We start from the raw sequence: 24,125 nt of genomic DNA on the forward strand, positions 1-24,125 counted from the left end.
TTCCATTATACAACAATTTAAATTGTTGTCGCTGTAATTTCTATTTAATCCATTAAAATCATCAATAACTATTAGTTAGATTTACGCTTATGTCGTATCAACATAGTAAACCCAATTAATCCTAAAATAGGAATTAATATATAGAGATATAGGTTATAATTACTTGTCTTTTCTTCTAACACAAAAATCTCAGCTGTTTCTGCATCAAGCTCTATTTCATATTTATTATTTTTAGAACGAACAGTATCACCTAGTAACAAGCCAGTAAGTTGCATATCACCTTGAAGATGCTCCTCAGTTACCTCTACCCTTTGTGGATCTGTCGTGTTGTTAATTGCGATAATAGTAGTTTCATCATCGATTGTGCGCTTAAATACTGCCATTCCAGCTTCTTCATAAACTAATTGAAAATCACCTTTCGTTAATGATGGATAACTTCTTCTAATCTCTGCTAGTTTCGCAATATGTTCTTTAATAGGCGATTGGACGCTAAAGTCCATCATGCGACGATTATCTGGATCCTCTCCCCCATCCATCGCGATTTCAGTACCTTGATAGATGACAGGAATACCAGGAGACGTATATAGGTATGTCATAGCTAACTTTAATCTAGTTTCAGGATCTTCTCCTTTTTGAATTGCTTTTCGAACAAACCTTACATTGTCATGATTATCGACAAAGTTTCCTAAAATGTATGGATTGTCATAATAATATTCGTTCCGTTTCCAAACACGAAATAGTCCATCAAGTGACTTATTAGGTTCTGCAAAAATAGTTGAAATTTCGTTGTAATATGGATAGTCGACAAATGACTGAATACCCGTTTTATTATAATCTGCTACATACGTTGGATCATCATGCCATACTTCTCCAAGCAAGAAAAAGTCTTCTTTCACAGATTTAACTGCCGCTGAAAATTCTTCCCAAAACCATTTTGGAACATGTTTAACTGTATCTAGACGATAGCCGTCAATATCTGTTTCTTCAATCCACCATGTTGCCATATCTAATAAGTAATTTTTCACTTCATCATTCTCATGATTTAAATCTGGCAGCCCAAAAAGCCAGCCATTTTCAACTTCCTTTTGACTATCCCAATTAAAGATGTCCTCTTTCTCATGAAACCAGTCTTCTTTATCTAAATCAATTAACCATGGGTGCTTATAACCAGTATGATTAACAACTAAGTCTAAAATAACTTTCATATCTTTTTCATGAGCTTTTTTTACTAACGTTTTGAAGTCCTCAAGTGTCCCGAAATGCTCTTCCACCTCGTAAAAATCTTCCGTCCAGTATCCGTGGTAGCCTTTCTTTTCATTCGCAAAAATAGGTGTTAACCAGATTGTTGTTGCACCTAAATCTTTTATGTAATCTAATTTCTCTGTAATTCCTTTAATGTCTCCACCGTGATATGCATAAGGATCATTCGTATTCACCGTAAAGTCATTAGACGTGTCGCCATTATTAAAGCGATCGACCATAATAAAATATATAACTTCTTCTTCCCATTTTACTTCTTTTTCAGCGGCCTCCACAGGAAAGGCATAAAAAAGAAGAAACGGGATTAGCAAAAGTTGAACCAATTTTTTGCGCATCCTCGTTTCCTCCTCTATGTGTATTGATATTTACTTATCCTTTTGTTCCTCCAGCTGTTAAACCAGAGATAAAGTATTTTTGTAATGATAAGAATAATATTGAGATTGGTAATGCAATTAATACTGCTCCAGCAGCAAATTTCGTAAATTCGTTTCCGAACTGTTTTGCTACCATATCATATAGTCCGACAGCTAATGTAAAGTTCTCTTCACTTCGCAACAGCACTCTCGCTAAAATGAAGTCTGTAAATGGCATAATGAAAGTGAATAGTGAAACTACCGCAATAATCGGTTTTGCAAGTGGCATAATAATTTGCCAGAAAATACGGAAGTGTCCTGCTCCGTCCATTCTTGCAGCTTCATCTAATTCTTTTGGAATTGTATCTAGGTAACCTTTCATAAGCCACGTATTCATAGGAATTGCTCCACCAACATAAATGAGAATCAATCCTAAATGGGTATCTAATAATCCTGTTACTAATGCTAAAACGAAGATAGCAATTAAAGCTGCAAAGTTAGGTACCATTTGCAAGATTAAGAATGTAACTAATCCATTTTTGCGTCCAATAAAACGGTATCTTGAGAAAGAGTAAGCAGTTAAACTAACTAAAATTACCGAAAATACCATTGTTAAGAAACAAATTTTAAGCGTATTCCAATACCAAAGTAAGTAATCACTTTTCTCTAGATCAAATAACTCCTTGTAATGCTTCAATGTCGCATCCTTAGGAATGATACTAGATGACATTAAACTATTTCCAGGATTAAAGGATGACCCTACGATCCAAATCAATGGGTAAAGAATTACGACAAACATAAATAAAATTACTAAGTACGATAACGTTAAACGAATGATTTTATTTCTTTTCATTTCCATATTACATCATGTCCTCTTCTTGGAATGACTTCGTTCTCTTGAATTGCCACAATGCTACAGCTATTACAATTAATGATAAGATTAAAGTGATTGCTGCTGCTTTACTATATTCAGCAGAAGTCATTGTTAAATTGTAAATCCACGAAATCAGGATATCTGTACCTCCGGCATTTTGACCAGAGACAGCAGGTCCTCCTCCATTGAATAAGAAAATAATATTAAAGTTATTAAAGTTAAATGTATACTGCGTTATTAAAATTGGTGCAGTTGCAAACAATACGAGCGGAAGTGTAATATTTTTAAACTTTTGCAATGCTGATGCTCCATCTACAGTTGCAGCTTCGTATAATTCATCTGGGATTGATTGTAAAACACCAGTAGTCATAACGAAGACGAATGGGAAACCAAGCCATGCTTGAATAGAAATTAATGCAATCTTCGTCCACATTGCTTCTGTCATCCACGGTATAGGATTAATTCCGAAAAATTCTAAAACTTGCACATTGATTGCACCAAATGTTTCATTAAACATTCCAGCAAAAACTAGAGTAGAAACGAATGCTGGTACTGCCCATGGAAGAATTAGTACTGTACGTATAATACCTTTAAACTTTAGATCTTTTTGATTAATGACAACAGCAAGGAAAATACCTAATGCTACTTGTATTGTTGTAGCAGAAAACGTCCATACAATCGTCCATGCAAATACATGGAAGAATGTTTCTCTCCAAATTGATAAAGTGAAAATATCAACAAAGTTCTTAAATGAAACCCAATCAACCAGTTTAGCCGGTGGTGAATGGTATAAATCATAGTTTGTAAATGCTAGTAATACCACGAAAATAATAGGTAAAATTACAACAAACACTAACAATACAAAACCAGGTGTAATCATTAAATAAGGAAAACCACTATCAATTAAGTTTTGATATTGCCCTTTTAATGTATTTAATTTTTCCCCTAAATCACGTTTCTTCCCATTTTGATACGCATCATAAAGGTTCAATGCATAGATTCCAAGCCCTAAAGCTGTAATAATGACAGCTATGATCCCTTGTACTAATAAGAAAATGGAGTGATCCCCACGTGATAAGTCAGTACCTAATGTAAACAGACCCCAAAAGCCCATATTAAGCAAATCAAAAAAAGCTACAAAAAACGAAACTGCCAAAATGAAAAAGATCGAACCTTTCACATATTGACGATTGTAAAATTGACCAACACCAGGAATGATTGATAGGGCTAAGGCTCTATTTCTATGTTGTTTATTCTCTTCCGTTTGTTTTTCTCCCATAATGTTGCCTATCCCCTTTCTAGAAATCTAAATAATAAATACAGTAAATTAAAGTATGTATAAGTAATTATCTGTATGTATTATTTAGATTTTTACAAAATTTCATTTCTAAGAATAACATAAGCAGTATCCCATTAAGAGATACCGCTTATAAAGTACTATATCTTAGTTATTTGAGTGTTTTGCTTCGATGTTTTCTAAGATTGTATCAACTGCTTCTTCAAGAGCACTCTTTGGAGCTGCTTTTTGGTTAGCAATTAATTGTAAAGCTGTTGCCATTGGTCCCCAAACTTCTCCCATTTCTGGTACGTTTGGCATTGGTACAGCATATTGAGATTGAACTGCTACTGCTTTTGCACCTTGATCATCAGCTAATACTGTATCAACTAAAGATTTTACAGGTGGGATTTCAGAAGTCTTTTCATAACGAATTTTTGCGTTTTCTTCGTTTGTGATCCACTCAACTAATTTAGTTGCCCAATATTCATTCTTAGTGAATGAAGTTACGTGCCATCCTTTAACACCCATGAATGTTTGTGGATGTTCACCGTTTGGTAATACTGGGAATGGAGCGATTCCTAAGTTAATTCCAGCATCTTTATAAGCTGAGAATGACCAAGGACCATTCATGATTGATGCTACTTTTCCATCTAAGAATAATCCGTCCATTACAGAGTAACCGTTATCACCGATTAATCCTTTAGGGAATACGTTTTTGTACCATTTTTGGATATATTCAGCACCATCAACAGCGCCATCGTTTGCTAATCCTAATTCAGAAGCATTAACGTTTCCTTCTGCATCTGTATTAAATACGTAACCACCCATACCACCGATTACGCCATGAGCGAAATAGAAGTTATCCCATAATGCTAAGAAACCATATTCTTTGTCTCCACCATAGTTTTTAGAAAACTCATAAAGTTCTTCTAAAGTTGCAGGAACTTCTGGTAATAAGTCTTTATTGTAAATAAATACTGGAGTTTCAGTTGCTTTAGGTAAACCGTATAGTTGACCATCATATGTTTGAGCTAAAATTGAAGAATCTGTGAAAATTGATAACACGTCATCACTTACTGTTAGTGGCTTGATTAATCCTTCAGTTACTACTCCACCAATTTGATCATGTGGAAGTGTGATTACGTCAGCACCATTTCCTGCAGGACCGTCTAAACGTAAAGTATCACGAATTTCGTCAGCCATGTTTAATTCTTTGAATTCTACAGTAATTCCATACTCTTCTTCAAAGCTTGCGATTGCGTCTACAAGACCAACAGACTTGTCCGTGTCTTCCCAAATAACTAACTTTTCAGGTTTTGCTGGTTCTTCACCTTGTTTATTGTTATTGTCGTCTGTTGTGTTAGTTGATTCTCCAGGTCCGCATGCAGCTAAGACACTAAGAGACATAACCATCGTCATAAAGATTGCGAGTAGTTTTTTCATCTTTTGTGTTCCCCCTAATATAAATGAGATAAATTTATTATGCACAAGCCACTTATAAAATATCAAGGAATATTTTGTGAAAGCGTTTGCACACATTACCTAAATTCAATTATACCTACATTTTCTTTTTTGACAACCATTTCTTTTTTATTTATTTATTTTTTTACTTTTCTTATATAACTGTTATAATCTTTGTTAGTATTGTTTCATTAGTTTTTACAAGTTCGTATTCTTATGTTACCCAATATTTATACATATATTTTATATGCAACCGTTTGCTTATTTAACTATAGAGAGGATGAAATCTGGTGATCAAAGAGGCTATTTATCATAGACCTAAAAACAATTTTGCCTACGGCTACGATGAAAAAACGATACATATTAGGCTGCGAACAAAGAAGAATGATATTGATGAAGTTAAACTAATCCATGGTGACCCCTACGACTGGAATGGTAGTAAATGGAGCCATGAACGCAATATAATGATGAAAAGTGGATCTGATGAGCTTTTTGATTATTGGTTTATAGCAGTGCAACCGCCATATCGACGTTTAAGATATGGATTTGAACTTAAAGCTAAGGATGAGACAATGTTCTTTGGTGAAAAAGGGTTCCTTTCATCTCAACCAGAAGATGATATTGCATTTTACTTTTGCATTCCTTTTTTAAATAAAGCCGATATTTTCAATGCACCAGCATGGGTTAAGGATACAATATGGTATCAAATCTTCCCTGAAAGGTTTGCTAATGGTGATGAATCTATCAACCCTAAAGGTACTTTACCATGGGGGAGCGCTGAGCCAACGCCTACTAATTTCTTCGGTGGCGATTTTCAAGGAATTATTGATCGGATTGATTATTTGAAAGATTTAGGAATTACTGGCATTTACTTCACTCCTATTTTTAAAGCTTATTCGAATCATAAGTACGACACGATTGATTATATGGAAATCGACCCTCAGTTTGGTGACAAGGCTGCATTTAAACGGTTAGTGGAAACGTGTCATGCAAAAGGGATTAAAGTGATGTTGGATGCTGTGTTTAATCATAGCGGTTACTACTTACCACAATTTCAAGATGTATTAGAAAATGGAAAAGATTCTAAATATAAAGATTGGTTTCATATAAATGAGTTCCCTATAGAAACCGAGCCAAAGCCAAATTATGATACGTTTGCTTTTGTACCAACAATGCCAAAATTAAATACAGAAAATGAAGAAGTGAAAGGCTATCTATTAAAAGTTGCAAGCTATTGGATAGAGGAATTTAATATTGATGGTTGGCGTTTGGACGTGGCAAATGAAATAGATCATAGTTTTTGGCGTGAGTTCCGAAAAACAGTAAAAGCTGCTAATCCAGACGTATATATTTTAGGGGAAATTTGGCATGACTCTATGCCTTGGTTACAAGGTGATCAATTTGATGCAGTGATGAATTACCCATTCACTTCAGCTACCATTGATTACTTTGCGAAAGGTACAATAAATGCTGAGCATTTCTCCAACATAATTAATAGAGTAATTCACGCTTATCCTGAACATGTAAACGCTGTCCAATTTAACTTGCTTGATAGTCACGATACTCCAAGAATATTAACACTTTGTAACGGGAATAAAGATAGAGTTAAGTTACTATTACTATTTCAAATGTCTTTCACTGGGACACCTTGTATTTATTACGGTAATGAAATTTCTATGTCTGGTGGGGCAGATCCAGGTTGTCGTAAGTGTATGGAATGGGATGAAAGCAAGCAAGATAAAGACATGTACAGCTTCGTTCAACAGCTAATTACATATCGAAAACATAATAATGCTTTCGGAAATTCAGGTGACTTTTCTTTTATTGAAACAAATAACGAAAAAAATTATGTTGTTTACAAAAAATCAAACGCGAATGAAACATTACTTTTCATTCTTAATAACAGTGCAAAGTCAATTGATGGTGAATTTGCATTCAATGGAACTATCCAATCAAGTGAAAATTTTTGGAATGCTGATTCAATTGAAGTTAAGAATAATAAAATAGCTTTTGCACTAGATAGTTATAGTTTTGCCATCTTACAAATAAACGAAAAAAAATAATATTCTTTTAATGAGGTGTAGTAATGAAAAAGATTTGGTGGAAAGAAGCAATCGGTTATCAAATATATCCACGCAGTTTTCAAGATTCAAATGGAGATGGAATCGGTGACCTAAAAGGAATTGTTCAACGTTTAGATTATATTAAAGATTTAGGAATTGACGTCATATGGATATGCCCAATGTATAAATCACCAAATGACGATAACGGTTATGACATTTCCGACTATAAAGCAATAATGGAAGACTTCGGTACGATGGAAGATTTCAATCTTCTTTTAGAAGAAGTACATAAACGTGGTATGAAATTAATTCTTGACCTCGTCTTAAACCACTCAAGTGATGAACACGAATGGTTTATCGAGTCTCGTTCTTCAAAAGAGAACCCGAAACGTGACTGGTATATTTGGAGAGACGGTAAAAACGGTCAGGAGCCGAATAACTGGGAAAGTATTTTTGGTGGTTCTGCTTGGGAATATGATGAAAAAACAGATCAATATTATCTCCATGTTTTCTCAACGAAACAGCCAGATTTAAACTGGGAAAATAAAGAGGTACGCGATGCACTTTATGATACGGTTAACTGGTGGTTAGATAAAGGAATTGACGGATTCCGAATCGATGCAATTAGTCACATTAAAAAGCGACCTGGTTTCCCAGAGATGCCAAATCCTGAAGGAAAAAAATATGTTTCTTCCTTCGATATGCATATGAACCAAGAGGGTATTCAACCTTTCTTACAAGAATTTAAAGACAAAACGTATGCGAACTATGATGTAATGACTGTCGGTGAAGCTAATGGAGTAAGTATCGAAGAAGCCGACCTTTGGGTGAGTGAAGAAAAAGGAAAAATGGATATGATTTTCCAATTTGAACACTTAGGATTATGGGATGCTGAAACTAACCCAGTATTAGATATTGTTGGTCTTAAGAAAGTTCTAACAAGATGGCAAAAAGGCTTAGAAAACCGCGGGTGGAATGCATTATTTATCGAAAACCATGATAAGCCACGTGTCGTGTCTACTTGGGGTAATGATGATCAGTACTTGCGTGAAAGTGCTACATCAATGGCAGTTATGTATTTCTTAATGCAAGGAACTCCATTTATTTATCAAGGTCAAGAAATCGGAATGACAAATGTGCAATTTGAATCGATTGAAGACTATGATGATGTTGCAGTGAAGAACCTTTATCGTATAAAGCGTGAAGAAGGCGTTTCACATGAGAAAATCATGGAAATCATTTGGGCATCTTCTCGTGATAATAGTCGTACTCCGATGCAATGGTCTAGTCAAGAAAACGCTGGTTTCACAACTGGTAACCCGTGGATGAAAGTAAATCCTAACTACAAAGAAATTAATGTTGAAGTACAAGAAAAACAAGACGATTCTATACTTTCTTTCTATAAAAAAATGATTTCACTTAAGAAAGAAAATGACGTATTTACTTACGGAATATATGATTTAATCCTTGAAGACGATAAACAAATTTACGCTTATACTAGAACTTTGAATGCTGAAGATAAAGTAGTAGTAATTGCTAACCTTACAGATAAGGAAGCAAATTATAGCTTTAGTGAACTACAGTTATCATCTGAAAACCTATTATTAAATAACTATCATGTTTCTGAGCATGAAGCTATTACAGAAATTAACTTAATGCCTTATGAGGCACGAGTTTACCGAGTTACTAAATAACTTAAGACATTTAGCACAGCAATTTTTTATTGCTGTGCTATTTTAATACCTTTACTTCTTAAAAAAACTAACAGCAAAATACTTCTGCAGTTAGCTTTCCCTACAAATTCAATGAAAATTACTTTTCTAAATGTCTTTCGTATAAGAACCAAGAGATTAACCTAAACCCAATCGTATATACCCCCATAATTGCAGCGGTAATTTTTAAAATAATATCGCTCATGAACAAAATAATAAATAATGATGTAAAAAAGACTAAAACAGATACTAGATTTGCCATTTTTCCATTTATAGGTTGATTACTTAAAAAAGGTGTTTTAAATCCTTTTAAAGCTTTAGCATAGCAATGCTCATGATAAGGTAATACATAATATAAAAAAGACGCTACTACTAAATCTTCTCTAATTTTAATTAGACCGACGCACTGTTCACAGTAAATTTCTCGCTTTTTCATGAATGATATTAGCTCCTTATGACTTATTTCAATTAAATGACTTTATAAACTTTTCAACATTACCTTAGAAATTCCTCTATAAAAACATAAAAAAGATGTAAGGCCCTTTGGCTTTACATCTTATAAATAGACATTAATTATGTTTTATTTCGTATATTCTTGCTTCATGTGGCTTTAATGTAAATGAATTAGCAATGTTATTTTCTACATCTGGATAATTAGCAATTATCAATCGTTTGTCATTGTTCGCAAATTTATCCGGCACCGTGCAGACATTTTCTATATTAGAATGATTTAAAATTACTAACCACGTGACATTATTTAAGCTACGTGTATAAACGTATAACGATTCATCATTCCCTGATAAATCTTCAAATGTCCCATATACCATGACTTCATGCTCTTTTCTTAATCCAATTAGCTTTTTGTAATAGTAATAAACAGAGTCAGGATCCTCTAGTGCTTGCTCCACATTAATCGATTTATAATTTGGATTAATTTTAATCCACGGCTCTCCTGTTGTAAAACCAGCATTCTCTTTTGCATTCCACTGCACAGGTGTTCTTGAATTATCTCGACTTAGGGCAAGCAAGCTTTCGAAAACCTCTTGTGGGTCTCTACCTTTACTAATTTCTTCGTGATATTTATTTTTCATCGCAATGTCATTGTAATCATCAATCGAGTCAAAACGGACTCCTGTCATGCCTATCTCTTCACCTTGAAAAACATATGGAGTACCTGGTAGCGTATGAATCATAGTTGCCAGTAATTTTGCAGACTGCACTCGATATTCTCCATCGTTACCATACCTAGTAACTTGGCGAGTATGGTCATGATTATTCAAAAATTGTGAGTTCCATCCTTTAGGAAATAACCCTTCATACCATCTTGTTTGGATTTCCTTAAATTTTAGCATGTCCCAAGTCGGCATATCGTCTGCTACTTCAAAATGGAAAAGCGTATGCAATTCATTTCGATTTTCGCCAACATATTTTAATCCGTCTTCAGGGGTTACGAATGGAATCTCACCAACGGTCATTACATCGTAATGTCTTAATACCTGTTCGTTCATTTCCTTTAAGTAAGTATGGATACCTGGATTATTGCCTAAATAATTAATATTTTCAGGAGTATCGACATTAGGGAACCCTGGAATTTTAGCAAGGAGATTGATAACATCCATGCGGAAACCATCTATACCTTTGTCTAACCAAAAACGCATCATATCATAGATTGCTTCTCTCACTTCTTCATTTTCCCAATTCAAATCAGGTTGTTCAATCGCAAAGGAATGGAAGTAATACTGCTCTGTTTTCTCATCAAACTCCCATGTCGATGGCGTGAAATAAGAACGCCAGTTACTCGGTTCTTTTCCTTCAACAGGATCCTTCCATATATACCAATCTCTCTTTGGGTTATCTTTTGAAGAACGTGATTCAAGAAACCACGGGTGTTGATTTGACGTATGGTTAACTACCAAATCCATTATTAATTTCATGCCTCGTTTATGAACTTCCTTTAATAATGTCTCCCAAGTTCCCACATTACCAGCTTTCCTCATAATCTTTTGGTAATCTGAGATATCGTATCCATTATCTTTATCAGGAGACTCGTAACAAGGGTTTAACCAGATTACATCGATCCCTAAGTCTTTAATATAATCTAACTTCTCAATAACACCTTGCAAATCTCCATAACCATCGCCATCTGTATCATAAAAGCTTCGCCAATATACTTGATAAACGACAGCTTCTTTCCACCAAATTTTTTTCATTGTTGTTCCTCCAATTGCACTTTGAGATGAATTGCTATTCCTTCACTCCACCTGAAGTTAAGCCTGACACAATTTGTTTTTGGAAAAATAAAACGATAATAAGTGTTGGAATCGTCACTATTGCAGTTGCCGCTGCAACTTCTCCCCATAAAATTTCAAATTGAGTTCTTAAAAATGAAATTGCTACAGGCACTGTATGGTATTCTGGACTGGAATTTAACGTAATCGTTAATAAAAATTCATTCCAAACTCCAATAAAAACGATGATTGCTGTTGTAAAAACACCTGGCGCAGCTAATGGAAAAACAATTTTCACAAGTGTTTGAAGTGGTGTAGCTCCATCAATTTTCGCCGATTCCTCAAGAGCTAAAGGAATATGATTAAAATGTGTAACGAGAATCCAAACAGCAATCGGTAACGTAATTGTTGAATAAGGAAGTACGATAGCATAACTGTTTAGTAACTCTAAATCTAAAAATAAATTGTAAATAGGTCCTGTTACGATCATTTGCGGAAACATAGATACCGCTAAAATTAGACCTAATAAAATGTTTTTCCATCTAAAATGGAAACGTGAAATTGCATAAGCGGTAAAGGTTGCCACTATAATGACATAAACAGTAGTTACTATAGAAACGATAAAGCTATTAATAATCGCTCCAAATATACCTTTCTCAAATAAAACTGTTATATAGTTTTTTAACGTTGGATCTTGGGGAATGACATTAAAAGCCCCTGCACCAAAGATCTCCCCTGACGTTTTAAATGACGTAATAAAGATCCAGAAAAATGGAAACATCATAATAAATAAGTACAATACTACTACTGAGATAAATGTAATAAGTAGTTTTCTTTTTGCATTTTCCATACTAACTCCTCCTCTCTATTTCTTTTCCATTAAGTCTGCACCCAGTACTCTCACAAAGAGAATTGCGATTAGTGCAACACAGACAAACATGAGCATGACAATAACTGACCCATAGCCAAAATTCGTTTGCCCAAACATGACTTTATAAGCATAGATAGATAACGTTTCAGTAGATCCTCCAGGACCTCCTCCAGTTAAAACGAAAATTAAGTCAAATACTCGGAATGCATCTAGCGTTCTAAATAATAATGCAACTAAAATAGCTGGTTTTAATAAAGGCAACGTTACATTAAAGAAGGTTTGTATTTTACTTGCCCCATCAATTGCAGCTGCTTCATATGATGATTTAGGAATATTTTGTAGACCTGCTAATAGAAGCAAAGCCATATAAGGAGTAGTTTTCCAAACATCAGCTAATATGGTAGAAAACATTGCTCCGCCACTTGTTAATAATAAATCTCTAGAATCTTCAATTAAGCCAATATTTTCGAAAAAGTTCGCTACAACACCACTTGTTCCATCATATAAATAACCCCACATTAATGCTGCAACTGCAGTAGGTATTGCCCAAGGAATTAATGATGTAGTACGAATTAAACCTTGTCCAAAGATAGCCTTGTTTAAAATTAATGCTAGTCCTAGACCTAAAGCTAGCTCTAGTGCTACTGAGACCGCTGTGAACAATGTTGTGTTCCATAAAGCGATACCAATACGGCCATCTGTAAAGGCCTTCATATATCCTTTTAAGCCAATAAAGTTTGACGGTATTATACTATTTTGAAAATCTTCTACCAGTGCTGGTAAATTTTCTTCATTTGTAAGTTCGTATTTTGATATTAACTTTTGAACTAATATCGACGTTTCTTCATGAAGTTTTACGATATCTACCCTTTCATCATCACTAATTTTTATGACACCTTTTTTTTCTCCATAAGTATCACTAAATGTATCAAGTGTATGTAGTGTGTCCTTGATATCGGTTTTATCGTCTTCATCTGAAACATTATCTAAATCCTCTTCTAAAAATAAAGATACATATAGTAGTGTCTCGTTAAAAAGTTCCGTATTGAATCGTTCGCTTAAATATAAACCTGCCTTTTGTTGATCATTAAGTCGATAATCAAAAAACGTATATGATAATGATTGAATGACTGGTCCGAGAGAGAATACCCCTAACAAAATAAGCGTTGGAATTATAAAAAGGTATTCTTTAATGCCCATCTTCTTCATGATTAACCCTCCTATAATGTTGCCCTAACAAAAAGAAAAAGGCTCTAATGAAAGCATTAGAGCCTTTTCATTACATTTAATATTTTACCTAGCTAACAAAATTTTACTCTTCATTTACAGCTTTATTTATTGCATTTGCTGCCTCTTCTAATCCTTGACCAGAGCTTAAATATTTATGTGCTGAGATTTGGATTGTATCAGATACTTTTGAGTATTCTGGTGATACTGGTCGAGCAATTGTGGATTTTAACGCATTTTGAAAACCTTCGAATGTAAGCATTTCATTTTTTGCTTGAACATCTTCATCTGTTAACAATGTATTAAATCCAGGTAAGTATCCGCCTTCCGTAGACATAATCTTTTGTCCTTCTTCACTAGCTGCGAATTTAATAAACTCCCAAGCACCATCTATATTTTCTGAATGTTTGTTAAGTCCAAGTAACCAACCACCTACAGAGCCGCCATTTGGTAGAGGAGCAACACCTACATTGTCTACTGATACTGTAACCCCTTCATCTTGTCCTTTAATACGTCCATACATATATGGCCAGTTTCTTGCAAACACTGCTTTCCCTTGTTCAAATGTTGTATGTGTTTCACCTTCAGTAAAGTTCAATATATCCTTCGGCGAGAAAGGAGCAGTAGTAAACTTATACATTGTTTCTAAACCACTTTCAATATTTTCATAAGAACTTGTATACTCTGTTACATTAACTGTTAATCCTTCATATTGTTTTGATTGGTATACAAAGCCATAGTCTGTGTTCCCTTCGCCAGTATACTTTTCCGCCATATTATAAAGTTCATCATACGTGTAATCACCAGATACTAATGTTGCAGCATCACTTTCACTGACTATATCAGATCTAAAATATAGTAATCCTAAGTCAGGGAAGAAAGGTAGGGTAAACTGCTTACCTTTATAATTTCCTGATGCCATAGAACCTGCATTATAATTTTCTTTATTTAAATCATCTTTTTTCATTCTTACATCAAGTGGCTCTAAGTAACCAGCACCAGCAAATTCGCCAGCCCATACAACATCTAAAGATAAAACGTCGTATTCAGAAGAACCGCTCGATAAAGAATTTAATAACTGATCATGCATTTGTGCAGAGTCATTTGTCATTTGCACCCATTCAACTTTGTACTCATCTTGACTTTTATTAAAAGCGTCAATTAGATTATTTGTTGCTGGTGTATTGTCATTTTGTGCTGCGAATTTTATAATTGTTTTTGCTTCATTTGTACCTTCTTCATCACCTGTGCCACATCCGAAAAGTGCTAAAGTTAATGAAAGAGCTAGCATAAGCATATATAATTTTTTCATATTTAATTTCCTCCCTTTAATAATTGAAGTTTATATTGGAATAGCTTATCCTTATATTAAATATTTAATATTTTTAATAAATTTTTAAGGTAAGGTTGAGAATATTATGTTATTGAATAAAACAGAAATAGAAAAAAAGTTTTTTGAGGCAAAAATTAATAATAAAAAAAATCTATTTATTCATCCCCCTTTTGATTTAGAGCAGCATTTAATTAGTTGGGTTACGAAAGGTCATTATGAAGAGGCAAAGTATTATTTGGATGAAATTAATAGCTTAGAGAGAGCAAAACTAGCTAAGGATTCTGTTCGATCCTTAAAGAATTCATTAATATGTTCCTGCACAATTTTTACCAGATCTATTATTAGAGGTGGCGTTGACCCTGAAACTGCTTTTGATCTAAGTGATGTGTTTATTCAACAAATTGAGAAGACCAACACAATTGAATCACTTAGTAAGTTAGAGTACGATATGCTTTTAGAGTTCATAAAAAAAGTGAAAAGTAATAGCAATCGAACATATCAACTTGTAGTTAACAAGGCTATTAATTATATTAATGATCAAATTATGCAGCCTTTATCACTAGAGATTATTTCAAAAAATGTTAAAGTTCATCCAAATTATTTATCAAAACTTTTCAAAGATGAAATTGGAATGACAATTACTGAATTCATTAATCGAAAAAGAATTGAAGAGTCAAAATACTTCTTACTTCACAGTGAACTTGCGATATCAGAAATTGCCCATTTATTTACATATTGCAACCAAAGTTATTATTCTTCACTTTTCAAGAAATATACTAGTATTTCACCTAAGCAATTTATGAAATTACAACATAAAAAAACAGATTGATACCTAGTATCAATCTGTTTTTTATAAGTTTATTTATTATTAACTACAAGCCACGCTGCACCGATAACACCTGCGTCATTACCTAATTTAGCTGGAACTATATCAATATTTCCAGTTAAGTGTGGTAAAGCAAACTTTTTATAATATTCTCGTATTGGCTCAAATAAGATGCTTCCTGCATGAGAAAGTCCACCACCAACAACAATTTTACTTGGGTTAAGTGCAACTGCGTAATTTCCTAATGCTAGGCCTAAATAAAACGATGCTTTGTTAATCATTTTTATTGCTAGCTCGTCTCCTTCATAAGCAGCTTCAGCAATATACTTTGCTGTTAGCCTGCCACGCGAAGCTAGGATATGTGCTAACGATGAAGGGTGCCCCTCATTAATTGCCTCCGTTACTAAACGGATTAAACCAGTCGCTGAGGAGACTGTTTCTAAACAGCCAGTTTTCCCGCAATTACAAGGACTTCCACCTTCAGCAATTACAGTCGTATGACCGAATTCCCCTGAAGTGTCATGAGCTCCATGATATATTTGTCCATTTATGATCACACCTGAGCCAACACCAGTTCCAAGAGTGATACAAAGTAGATCAGTACTACCTTCCCCTGCACCACGCCACATTTCTCCAAGCGCAGCAACGTTGGCATCATTGTCAATAAAAACAGGTAACTTTGTTATATTTTCTAATTGCTCTTTTAAAGGGATGTTTTTCCACTGTAAATTAACGGCTTCTTTTACAAATCCCTTTTTAATATCTAAAAACGCTGGAGCACCAATCCCCATACCTATTAGATTAAAGCGTTCAATCTTTAAGTTCTTGCAACAAAAATCAATCATATTATTGATTTGATGAAATATACCCGTTGCTCCAGCTTCAATTTTCGTTGGTTCACTTGTTTGGAATTTTATTTCACCTTGACCATTTACAATAGCCATTTTAATAGACGTACCACCTAAGTCTACACCGATGATATATTGATTACTCATAGAAAGACGTCAGTCCCTTTTAATTTACTTTAGCGAATTGCTTGTTCTGTTTCTACATCGAAGAAGTGTACTTTATTCATATCAAATGCAAGTTGCAGTTTTTGACCATTTTTCACATCTGTACGTGAATCAATTCGAGCAATAAAGCTATAATCGGCAACTTTTGAGTGTAAGTAAGTTTCAGCACCCATTAATTCAGCAACTTCAATATCAACATTTAATGTACTACCAGGTGAAGATTCAATGAATACTAGCTCATCATGGATGTCTTCTGGACGAACACCTAGAACAACTTTTTTGCCAACATAATCTTTTAATTTTTTCATTTTCCCTTCAGGAATTGTTAATTTAGCATTTTCATTGATAATGAAAGTTCCATTTTCTAATTTTCCTTCAATGAAGTTCATTGCTGGAGAACCAATAAATCCACCTACAAAGATATTGTCAGGATTACTGTATACTTCTTTAGGACTTCCAACTTGTTGTACAACTCCATCTTTCATAATAACAATACGATCTGCCATCGTCATCGCTTCTGTTTGGTCATGAGTTACGTAGATCATCGTTGTTTGTAAACGTTGGTGTAATTTTGTAATTTCCGCACGCATTTGTACTCGAAGTTTAGCGTCTAAGTTTGATAACGGCTCATCCATTAAGAATGCTTGTGGTTCACGAACGATTGCTCGTCCTAACGCAACACGCTGTCTTTGACCACCTGATAAAGCTTTTGGTTTACGATCTAGTAAATGTTCGATGTCTAAAATTTTCGCAGCTTCATGCACACGTTTTTTAATTTCTGCTTTATCAAATTTTCGTAACTTTAACCCGAATGCCATGTTATCGTAAACATTCATATGTGGATATAGTGCATAGTTTTGGAATACCATTGCGATATCTCTATCTTTTGGTGCAACATCGTTAACACGACGATCCCCGATGATTAAATCACCTTCAGAAATTTCTTCTAATCCAGCAACCATACGTAATGTTGTAGATTTACCACAACCTGATGGTCCTACAAATACAATAAATTCCTTATCTTTAATGTCTAATGAAAAATCTTTTACCGCTGTTACTGTATCACTATATCTTTTGTAAATGTTTTGTAGTTTAATTGAAGCCATTTTTAAAACCCCCGAAATAATATTTTTACTATTTCTTATTTTACCCGTTTTACATATAAATCACTATTGGGCATAGTGACGAAATATAATGTTAATTGTTGTTTAACTTGCCTAAAGCAAGGATAAGTAAATAAACATTAACTGCATTTTCAAAGTCACGTATATCTATTCCTGTTTTTTCTGAAAATTTATCTAGTCGATATTGAAGACTATTTCGGTGGATATAAAGTTTTTTTGCTGCTTCAGATACATTCAAGTTCTCTTTCATATAAACTTTTAATGTATGTAGCAACTCTTCATCCTCTTTTATCGTACCAAGCAATTTCTCAGTTATATGATTAATTTCATCATTTCTTACAGAATTTACAAAAAGATAAGGAATTATATCGTTAAATGTTACTACTTCTCTACTCAAAGAATATTGTTGAGCTAAGATATAGTATTCACCTTCATCTTTTATTATTTCCTTTAGTTGCATGGGCATTTCATACAACTCTCCTAAAAATACTTTTAATTCTAACAATAGTTCTGCTGTTAATGTATGTAACACTTCCTCGACTATTTTCACCATATCTTTCTTTTCGTCTGAAGTTAGCCGTATAATCCAAACATAAAGACCATTTTCAAGTTGTAAAAAGTAGGATTTATTTTCAGTAGCTGCAAGAAGCAATTCTTTTACTGAAGAAATTAGTTCATTTTCATCTGTCTTGGCGTAAGGAAGCTGAAAATAAACATTTACAAAAGTTTTTTCAACACTCGAGTGAAGTGCCTCCCATTTATCTCTCCAAATAGCAACATCTTGTTCAATTGCTTCTCTCCACATCAACTGCTCAGTATCATTACTGAAGTCAGTATTTAAAACCTCATGCTTTTCTATTAGTAGTTCAATAAGCTTTGTATGGTAATCATCCAAAGAAAGTTTATCATTTAATTCTAGCCAGCCAATTATTTCATTTTCTTTTTTTATTGGGAAAGCATTTATATTTCTTGAACTCTTATCTTTCTCTTCAGAAAGAGTAATGTTTTCTCTACCAAATAACTTTCCCAGCTGATCATATAACGAATTTTCTATAGGAATACTCAATAGTTTCAACTCCAACGTTCTATTCTATAAAATAAGCCAGCAAGTTCGACTATTCCCGGACCTACTGGCTATTTTTAAAATTCATTTTATCTTTTATTGTAATTCTTTTGCCAAGTCATCAAGATTTTCTTTACTTCCACTTGCTAATAATTTATCACCAAGCTTCAGTCTCGTATCTCCATGTGGAACAATTGGTTCTTCATCTCGGAAAATTTGAATGACTAACGCATCTCCTAAGAATGGAATTTGTCTTAATTGCAAATCATCGTATTTCGAATTCCCAACAGAAATTTCACGAAGCAAATCATTCTGATAAGTGAATAGCTTTAAGATACTTGGTCGCAAAGTTAAAGCCTTAAGTAAAGTTCTAGCAGCAAACAACGTTGAAAACACATTCATACCTTCATTAATTTGCTCTTTATGTTTTTGTGCATCTTCTACTCGAATAATGACATTTTCAAGGCCAATCTCTTTGGCATAATGGGCAATTGTAATGTTGTCGTCATCATTTCCAGTAGCAACAATTAACATATCTGCGTCAAATGCATTATGCATATTAAGCGCTTCACAAGTAAGTTTAGGAACTTCAATTAATGGGAACTGTGTTTTTTTCGAAACCATTTCTGGTTCAACTTTACTTTGTTCTGACCCAAACATACGAACTTCATAACCATCATGTTTTTGTAAATCTAAGGAAACCGGTAAGGTAATTCGATTCGCTCCAATAATGGTTACCTTTTTCTTATCTCTTTTGTTCGCCACAGTTAGTTTATTAAATAATATTGGCGAAATAATACAAGTGATAATTGCTACTAATATTGCCGAGTTCCCCATCTGTTCACTTACTACATCCATTTCTTTCCCAATTTCAACAGCTGCAATAACTAGACTTAACGTTGATGTTAATAAAATCCCAGATGATAAAGTTTTTTTCCAAGGAAACCACTTTTTTAATAAAAGTGAAGGTAATATTTTAGAAATATATAAGACGATTAGTAAAATCGGGATAATGATTAAACTTTTTTTATCGCTTAATAATGCTTTTAAATCCATATTTACCCCTACCATAACGAAGAAAATAGGAATAAAGAAACCGTAACCAAACGAGTCTAGTTGTTTTATGAAAGTCTTCTTCGGATTAATTAATGATACAATCATCCCTGCTAAAAATGCCCCTAAGATACTTTCGGCACCTAATGTTTCTGATAAGGATACAAAAATTAGGATTAAGGCAAAAACTCCTCTTGTTCCCAATTGAATCGTTCCACTCATTAAGTGATCAAAAAACTTCAATTTGAAGTACTTCTTTACTGAACGATACGTAACAAACATGACGACGAATAAAAGTAGAATTGATAAAGATTTAAATCCACTTGCATGTTTAACCATCACATATACTGCTAGTAAAATCATCGTTAAGAAATCAGAGACAGTAGCAATCAGCAAAAGTGTTTGCCCATATAAACTATCCATAATCCCTTTTTCTTTTAATACCGGGACTACTACTCCTAAAGAAATAGTTGAAATAATTAAAGTCATGAAAAATGCGTCTTCGATTAATCCCATGTTTTCTAAGACAACACTTAACCCGTAAGAAAGACCAAACATTAATGAAAAAATGATTGTTGCAATTAATAATGGATTAAATTTCTGTTTTTTATTTTTAGACTCTAACATGGAGAAGTCTATTTCAAGTCCACTTAAAAACATTAAAAAGATGAACCCTAAAGTTGAGATTAAACTTAGCCAAACGTCTTCTGAAATAATATTTAATCCACTTTTACCAATAATTAATCCGGCTATAATTTCAGCTACAACAACTGGAATCATATTAAGATTAAATTTATGTAATAATATAGGAACAAAGAAAGCTATCCCTACAACGAACATTAGTGAAAATAAAGAAACATGTTCCATCATCATCATCTCCCAAGTAGTTTCTTCTATATGAATTGTTATTTCTAGTTGCTTTAAGAGGTTCCATTCCCTTGGTTAAACAATAGTAACAATTTGGAATTCCATCATCCATTTTGTTATTACTAGTATAAGTTACAATATGTACATACATACAATACCATTAAATGATTAATTTGTAAGCTACTGTGCTTAGTTGTTTGAAATTGTATTATACAATAATATAAAAAAAAGTTACTATAGTAAAAAATATTTTATTTTTTTTTATTATGGTACTATAAATTAAGTAACGATGTACATTTACATAATGGGAGTGAGAAACACATGGAGATTTTATCTACAGAATTTTTTTCAGCACTTTTAGCAATTGTTATTATTGACTTAGTTTTAGCTGGTGATAATGCGATAGTAATTGGTTTAGCAGCCCGCAATTTACCTAAAGATAAACAAAAAACAGTTATATTTTGGGGAGCTTTCGGTGCAATCGCAATACGTTCAATTTTAACGGTATTTGTCGTTTGGTTATTAAAAATTCCTGGCCTATTATTAATTGGTGGGTTATTACTAATATGGATTGCCTATAAACTCTTAGTTGAAGGAAAGAATCATGATAATATGAAAGCTGAACAAAGTTTATGGGCTGCCATTAAAACAATTATTATTGCTGATACTGTTATGGGGCTAGATAACGTATTAGCTGTTGCAGGAGCAGCACATGGGAATTTTCTTTTAGTTATATTAGGATTATTAATTAGTATTCCGATTGTGATTTGGGGAAGTACTTTAATTTTAAAATGGATTGAGAAGTACCCTTCGATTATTTATATAGGTTCTGGAGTTCTTGCTTGGACAGCTTCTAAAATGATTGTGGACGAGCCGCTAGTAAAAAACTTCTTTGAAAATAACTTGGCAATAAAATGGATCTTTACCATTGTCATTGTAGCAAGTGTATTACTTATTGGAAAAACGAAGAATACGCGAAAGTTAGAAAAGAGTAATTAAAGTAGAAAAATAGGCTGGGACAATACAAGGAACTAGTCACCTTAAACAATCGATGAGGTGACAGGCACTTGTGTCCTAGCCTATTTTCTTTTAACAATGGCGGTTAATTGTTGTTTCAATGATATTCTTCACTTCATTTACATCTTCGTTAGTAAAGGATAATTTTACAATTGTTTCATCTGTATCTAACATTTCAGATAAAAAACCACCAATTCCCTTTGCTTTACGATCAATTTCAAGAAGTAATTCACAATTAGTATTTGAGAAAAAGAATATCGCCTCAAGTTCGTCTAGCTTACCGCGGAATGAACCGGATGTAGGATAAAATTCAAATTCTTGTACAAACGGTAACCGCTTGCGAAGTTTATATGGCGCTTCCTCGTTTTTTACTTTCCTAATTGTAAAGCCTAAGCTTTCAATTGCATCTAATACCTTTTCTGCCATAATGTTCGGAAGTACTCTTACGTAATCACGGTCTGAAGGGTCAACCGCATTTTTAATATCTAATCCAGTTTGCAGCCAAACTTTACAGTTCCCTATAGTAATAGGAGTATCCGAAGGTAGTGTAATTTCAAACGGTATTGTCTTCGTTTCATTGGCTTGGATGATGAATTCTTCACTTACTTTAAATTTATCTACTGTAGCATGATTTGTTACTTTATTATCATCTACTTCTTTTTCATAAGTTGTCATCACCGCTAAATAAATGGAACTAACTTCTTGTTCTACATTTCCTCCTGTTATTACTACATCACCTGTAATAGTTTCCCCTGCTCTCATCTCAGCTTGATGCAATTGCGTATCTACTTTTGCTGAACCAATGCCTATACTAGAGAGCATTTTTTTCATAAATGACATTATTCTTCCCCCTAATCTACAAATAGATTTACTCTTGATTAAATATACAGAAGTGTACTTAAATATATGTAACATTGGGTAAGAATTTATTAAATTCCTACTTAAAATTTAATTTACCAAAAAAACTCGCCACTTGGCGAGTTTTTTACGTAACTTATCTATTCATGTTTCCCTTGATTTTGAATAGGCTTTCTCATTTGAGGAGAATTTTCTTTACCATGTGCTGCTTCTGAAGCTTCAACTACATCATTAGGAATATTATTATTCATCTTTTGTGTTAAACGATTTCGTTGTTTTTTTCCCATAGCGCACCTCCAAAAAAAGTAATAATACATCCACCTTATTTTGTGTCAGATCGATTTATTTTATACAAATGGCTTAGTATTTTCCTACTTTAGGCATGTCTTGTCTACTCATTTAATATAATGATATTAAAGTATAATGGTAAAAATTTGTCTGGGGGGATAAACGTGACTAAAAGCTGGGAGGAAATCGTCAAAGTTAAGGCCGTCGACAAGGAAAGTGTCTTGCTAGGTAAACAAAGTGATGATGGAAATTGGCGTTATAAAATGCAGGAAAAGTTGAAAGTAAAGGCCGATCAAGAAATAACAATTGAAAAAACAGGGACAAATGCTACATTTCACCAAATGACAACTCGCCAAACAGGAATAGTCAATGATTGGGAAAAAGCTTTAGCGTTTTTAGAGGCAAGTTTCCTAGAAGCTGAACCTGTAAGTGTACACTCATCTTTCCGCCTAAAGATTTGGCAGATTATGTCAGGTCAAGCGAAAGAGTCATTAAAACTTAACTGGCAACAGATTTGCTTTCCTGATGGTCCTCAACTAGCAATTTTAGCCTCTTGGTTACGAAGCTCCAAGCATACCGTAATAATTACAGGTCCGTCGACAAACCAAAAGAAATCTACTGAAGAGAAGATATTATCTGTTGATGCTTTTAATAATAAAAATAAAGAATTTCACAATTATTACAGTAAAAAAATTAAGGAATTAAATAGAGAAAGATATGCTAGTATCCTTGATGACATTAGTGTTTTAGAAAAAGAAGGACATATTCAGTCGATCATTACAGAGTATACAAATGGCTTTCACCAAGATTCGGGAAGTAAGAATGTCTATGAATTGCATGGCTCACTTAAAAAGTGTCACTGTCACTTTTGCGGTCGAACAGTGCATCAACGCGTGTTTTTAGATAATCGTAACTGCCCCGATTGTGGCGGAAACGTTCGACCTTCTGTAGTGTTATTGAGCGAAAAGTTACCTATTGAAACATGGAAAAAGGCAGCAATTGAATTACGAAAAGCTGACCTTGTAATTGTTTTAGATACATCATTACAAATGAACCCTTCCAATAAGCTGTTAGGGTATACGAATGGTAAAACTGTTTTTTTACAAACAGAGAAAAACGAATCATTACCTAAGAATGATCTAACGATTGTTGGCGATGTATCGAATAACATTAAATTATTAACGCAAATTATGAGTCCGAACACAATTGAAGTATAGAAAAGCTGAAGCGACCGTTTAGCGCCATAAATTCTGGAGCACTTTGTTTGAGATAAAGGAAACATCGAAAAGGAAAGGCGACTGTTCATCAACGATGGAACTGGAATACTACGAATGAGATAAAGGAAACACAAAAAG

The 24,125-nt window shown here is 33.7% G+C and carries 20 protein-coding genes; 5 read left to right on the plus strand and 15 right to left on the minus strand.

Translation table 11 applies throughout. The features are described from left to right. Nucleotides 1-71 precede the first annotated feature (71 nt). The 4 genes from CIB95_RS13050 to CIB95_RS13065 form a co-directional block, all read right to left on the minus strand. Nucleotides 72-1,595, minus strand: coding sequence for an alpha-amylase family glycosyl hydrolase (locus tag CIB95_RS13050; RefSeq protein WP_094925839.1), 1,524 nt, complete (start codon nucleotides 1,593-1,595; stop codon nucleotides 72-74). Between the two features lie 34 nt (nucleotides 1,596-1,629). Continuing rightward, the gene (locus CIB95_RS13055) at nucleotides 1,630-2,472 is read right to left on the minus strand and encodes a sugar ABC transporter permease (RefSeq protein ID WP_094925841.1); all 843 of its coding nucleotides are present in this window, start codon (nucleotides 2,470-2,472) and stop codon (nucleotides 1,630-1,632) included. A 1-nt stretch (nucleotide 2,473) separates the two neighbouring features. Further along, nucleotides 2,474-3,766 carry a carbohydrate ABC transporter permease gene (locus CIB95_RS13060; protein WP_094925843.1) on the minus strand — a complete coding sequence of 431 codons (1,293 nt, stop codon included), beginning with the start codon at nucleotides 3,764-3,766 and terminating at the stop codon, nucleotides 2,474-2,476. 165 nt (nucleotides 3,767-3,931) lie between these two features. Further along, nucleotides 3,932-5,209 carry an extracellular solute-binding protein gene (locus CIB95_RS13065; RefSeq protein WP_094925844.1) on the minus strand — a complete coding sequence of 426 codons (1,278 nt, stop codon included), beginning with the start codon at nucleotides 5,207-5,209 and terminating at the stop codon, nucleotides 3,932-3,934. Nucleotides 5,210-5,517: 308 nt separating this feature from the next. Between CIB95_RS13065 and CIB95_RS13070 the strand changes: the two genes are divergently transcribed. Beyond that, nucleotides 5,518-7,290, plus strand: coding sequence for a glycoside hydrolase family 13 protein (locus CIB95_RS13070; RefSeq protein ID WP_094925846.1), 1,773 nt, complete (start codon nucleotides 5,518-5,520; stop codon nucleotides 7,288-7,290). 23 nt (nucleotides 7,291-7,313) lie between these two features. Continuing rightward, nucleotides 7,314-8,984 (plus strand): glycoside hydrolase family 13 protein, encoded by a 1,671-nt coding sequence (locus tag CIB95_RS13075; RefSeq protein WP_094925848.1) that lies wholly within the window; start codon nucleotides 7,314-7,316, stop codon nucleotides 8,982-8,984. A 118-nt stretch (nucleotides 8,985-9,102) separates the two neighbouring features. On the opposite strand, the gene CIB95_RS13080 is transcribed toward CIB95_RS13075, so the two are convergent. The 5 genes from CIB95_RS13080 to CIB95_RS13100 all read right to left on the minus strand — a co-directional run bounded on the left by CIB95_RS13080 (nucleotide 9,103) and on the right by CIB95_RS13100 (nucleotide 14,640). After that, nucleotides 9,103-9,438 (minus strand): hypothetical protein, encoded by a 336-nt coding sequence (locus tag CIB95_RS13080; protein WP_094925849.1) that lies wholly within the window; start codon nucleotides 9,436-9,438, stop codon nucleotides 9,103-9,105. A 133-nt stretch (nucleotides 9,439-9,571) separates the two neighbouring features. Further along, complete coding sequence (locus CIB95_RS13085; protein WP_094925851.1) at nucleotides 9,572-11,212, minus strand: glycoside hydrolase family 13 protein; 1,641 nt, start codon at nucleotides 11,210-11,212, stop codon at nucleotides 9,572-9,574. A gap of 34 nt (nucleotides 11,213-11,246) precedes the next feature. Further along, nucleotides 11,247-12,080: a carbohydrate ABC transporter permease gene (locus CIB95_RS13090; RefSeq protein ID WP_094925852.1), complete on the minus strand. Its 834-nt coding sequence runs from the start codon at nucleotides 12,078-12,080 to the stop codon at nucleotides 11,247-11,249. 15 nt (nucleotides 12,081-12,095) lie between these two features. Further along, the gene (locus CIB95_RS13095; protein WP_094925854.1) at nucleotides 12,096-13,310 is read right to left on the minus strand and encodes a carbohydrate ABC transporter permease; all 1,215 of its coding nucleotides are present in this window, start codon (nucleotides 13,308-13,310) and stop codon (nucleotides 12,096-12,098) included. A 103-nt stretch (nucleotides 13,311-13,413) separates the two neighbouring features. Continuing rightward, on the minus strand, nucleotides 13,414-14,640 hold the full coding sequence (locus tag CIB95_RS13100; protein WP_094925855.1) for an extracellular solute-binding protein: 1,227 nt from the start codon (nucleotides 14,638-14,640) through the stop codon (nucleotides 13,414-13,416). A 106-nt stretch (nucleotides 14,641-14,746) separates the two neighbouring features. Here CIB95_RS13100 and CIB95_RS13105 point away from each other — a divergent pair, with 106 nt between their 5' ends. Next, nucleotides 14,747-15,490 carry an AraC family transcriptional regulator gene (locus CIB95_RS13105; RefSeq protein ID WP_094925857.1) on the plus strand — a complete coding sequence of 248 codons (744 nt, stop codon included), beginning with the start codon at nucleotides 14,747-14,749 and terminating at the stop codon, nucleotides 15,488-15,490. Between the two features lie 29 nt (nucleotides 15,491-15,519). On the opposite strand, the gene CIB95_RS13110 is transcribed toward CIB95_RS13105, so the two are convergent. From CIB95_RS13110 to CIB95_RS13125, 4 genes are all read right to left on the minus strand, one after another. After that, entirely contained in the window at nucleotides 15,520-16,482 is a 963-nt protein-coding gene (locus tag CIB95_RS13110) for an ROK family glucokinase (protein ID WP_094925859.1), read from the minus strand. A 29-nt stretch (nucleotides 16,483-16,511) separates the two neighbouring features. Continuing rightward, a complete protein-coding gene (locus CIB95_RS13115; protein ID WP_094925860.1) occupies nucleotides 16,512-17,606 on the minus strand; it encodes an ABC transporter ATP-binding protein in 1,095 nt (364 codons plus the stop codon). Between the two features lie 91 nt (nucleotides 17,607-17,697). Beyond that, the gene (locus CIB95_RS13120) at nucleotides 17,698-18,690 is read right to left on the minus strand and encodes a PucR family transcriptional regulator (protein ID WP_094925862.1); all 993 of its coding nucleotides are present in this window, start codon (nucleotides 18,688-18,690) and stop codon (nucleotides 17,698-17,700) included. A 93-nt stretch (nucleotides 18,691-18,783) separates the two neighbouring features. Continuing rightward, on the minus strand, nucleotides 18,784-20,610 hold the full coding sequence (locus CIB95_RS13125) for a monovalent cation:proton antiporter family protein (RefSeq protein WP_094925864.1): 1,827 nt from the start codon (nucleotides 20,608-20,610) through the stop codon (nucleotides 18,784-18,786). Nucleotides 20,611-20,928: 318 nt separating this feature from the next. On the opposite strand from CIB95_RS13125, the gene CIB95_RS13130 reads away from it, so the two are divergent. After that, nucleotides 20,929-21,606 carry a TerC family protein gene (locus CIB95_RS13130; RefSeq protein WP_094925866.1) on the plus strand — a complete coding sequence of 226 codons (678 nt, stop codon included), beginning with the start codon at nucleotides 20,929-20,931 and terminating at the stop codon, nucleotides 21,604-21,606. 90 nt (nucleotides 21,607-21,696) lie between these two features. On the opposite strand, the gene CIB95_RS13135 is transcribed toward CIB95_RS13130, so the two are convergent. Together CIB95_RS13135 and CIB95_RS16360 are read right to left on the minus strand one after the other, a co-directional pair. After that, the gene (locus CIB95_RS13135; RefSeq protein ID WP_094925868.1) at nucleotides 21,697-22,464 is read right to left on the minus strand and encodes a sporulation protein; all 768 of its coding nucleotides are present in this window, start codon (nucleotides 22,462-22,464) and stop codon (nucleotides 21,697-21,699) included. A gap of 158 nt (nucleotides 22,465-22,622) precedes the next feature. Next, on the minus strand, nucleotides 22,623-22,769 hold the full coding sequence (locus CIB95_RS16360; RefSeq protein ID WP_198949201.1) for a hypothetical protein: 147 nt from the start codon (nucleotides 22,767-22,769) through the stop codon (nucleotides 22,623-22,625). Nucleotides 22,770-22,934: 165 nt separating this feature from the next. Here CIB95_RS16360 and CIB95_RS13140 point away from each other — a divergent pair, with 165 nt between their 5' ends. Beyond that, nucleotides 22,935-23,987, plus strand: a complete 1,053-nt coding sequence (locus tag CIB95_RS13140; RefSeq protein ID WP_158217638.1) for a Sir2 family NAD-dependent protein deacetylase — start codon at nucleotides 22,935-22,937, stop codon at nucleotides 23,985-23,987. Nucleotides 23,988-24,125: the final 138 nt, after the last annotated feature.

This window comes from Lottiidibacillus patelloidae, from assembly GCF_002262935.1.
Lineage (GTDB): Bacteria > Bacillota > Bacilli > Bacillales > SA5d-4 > Lottiidibacillus > Lottiidibacillus patelloidae.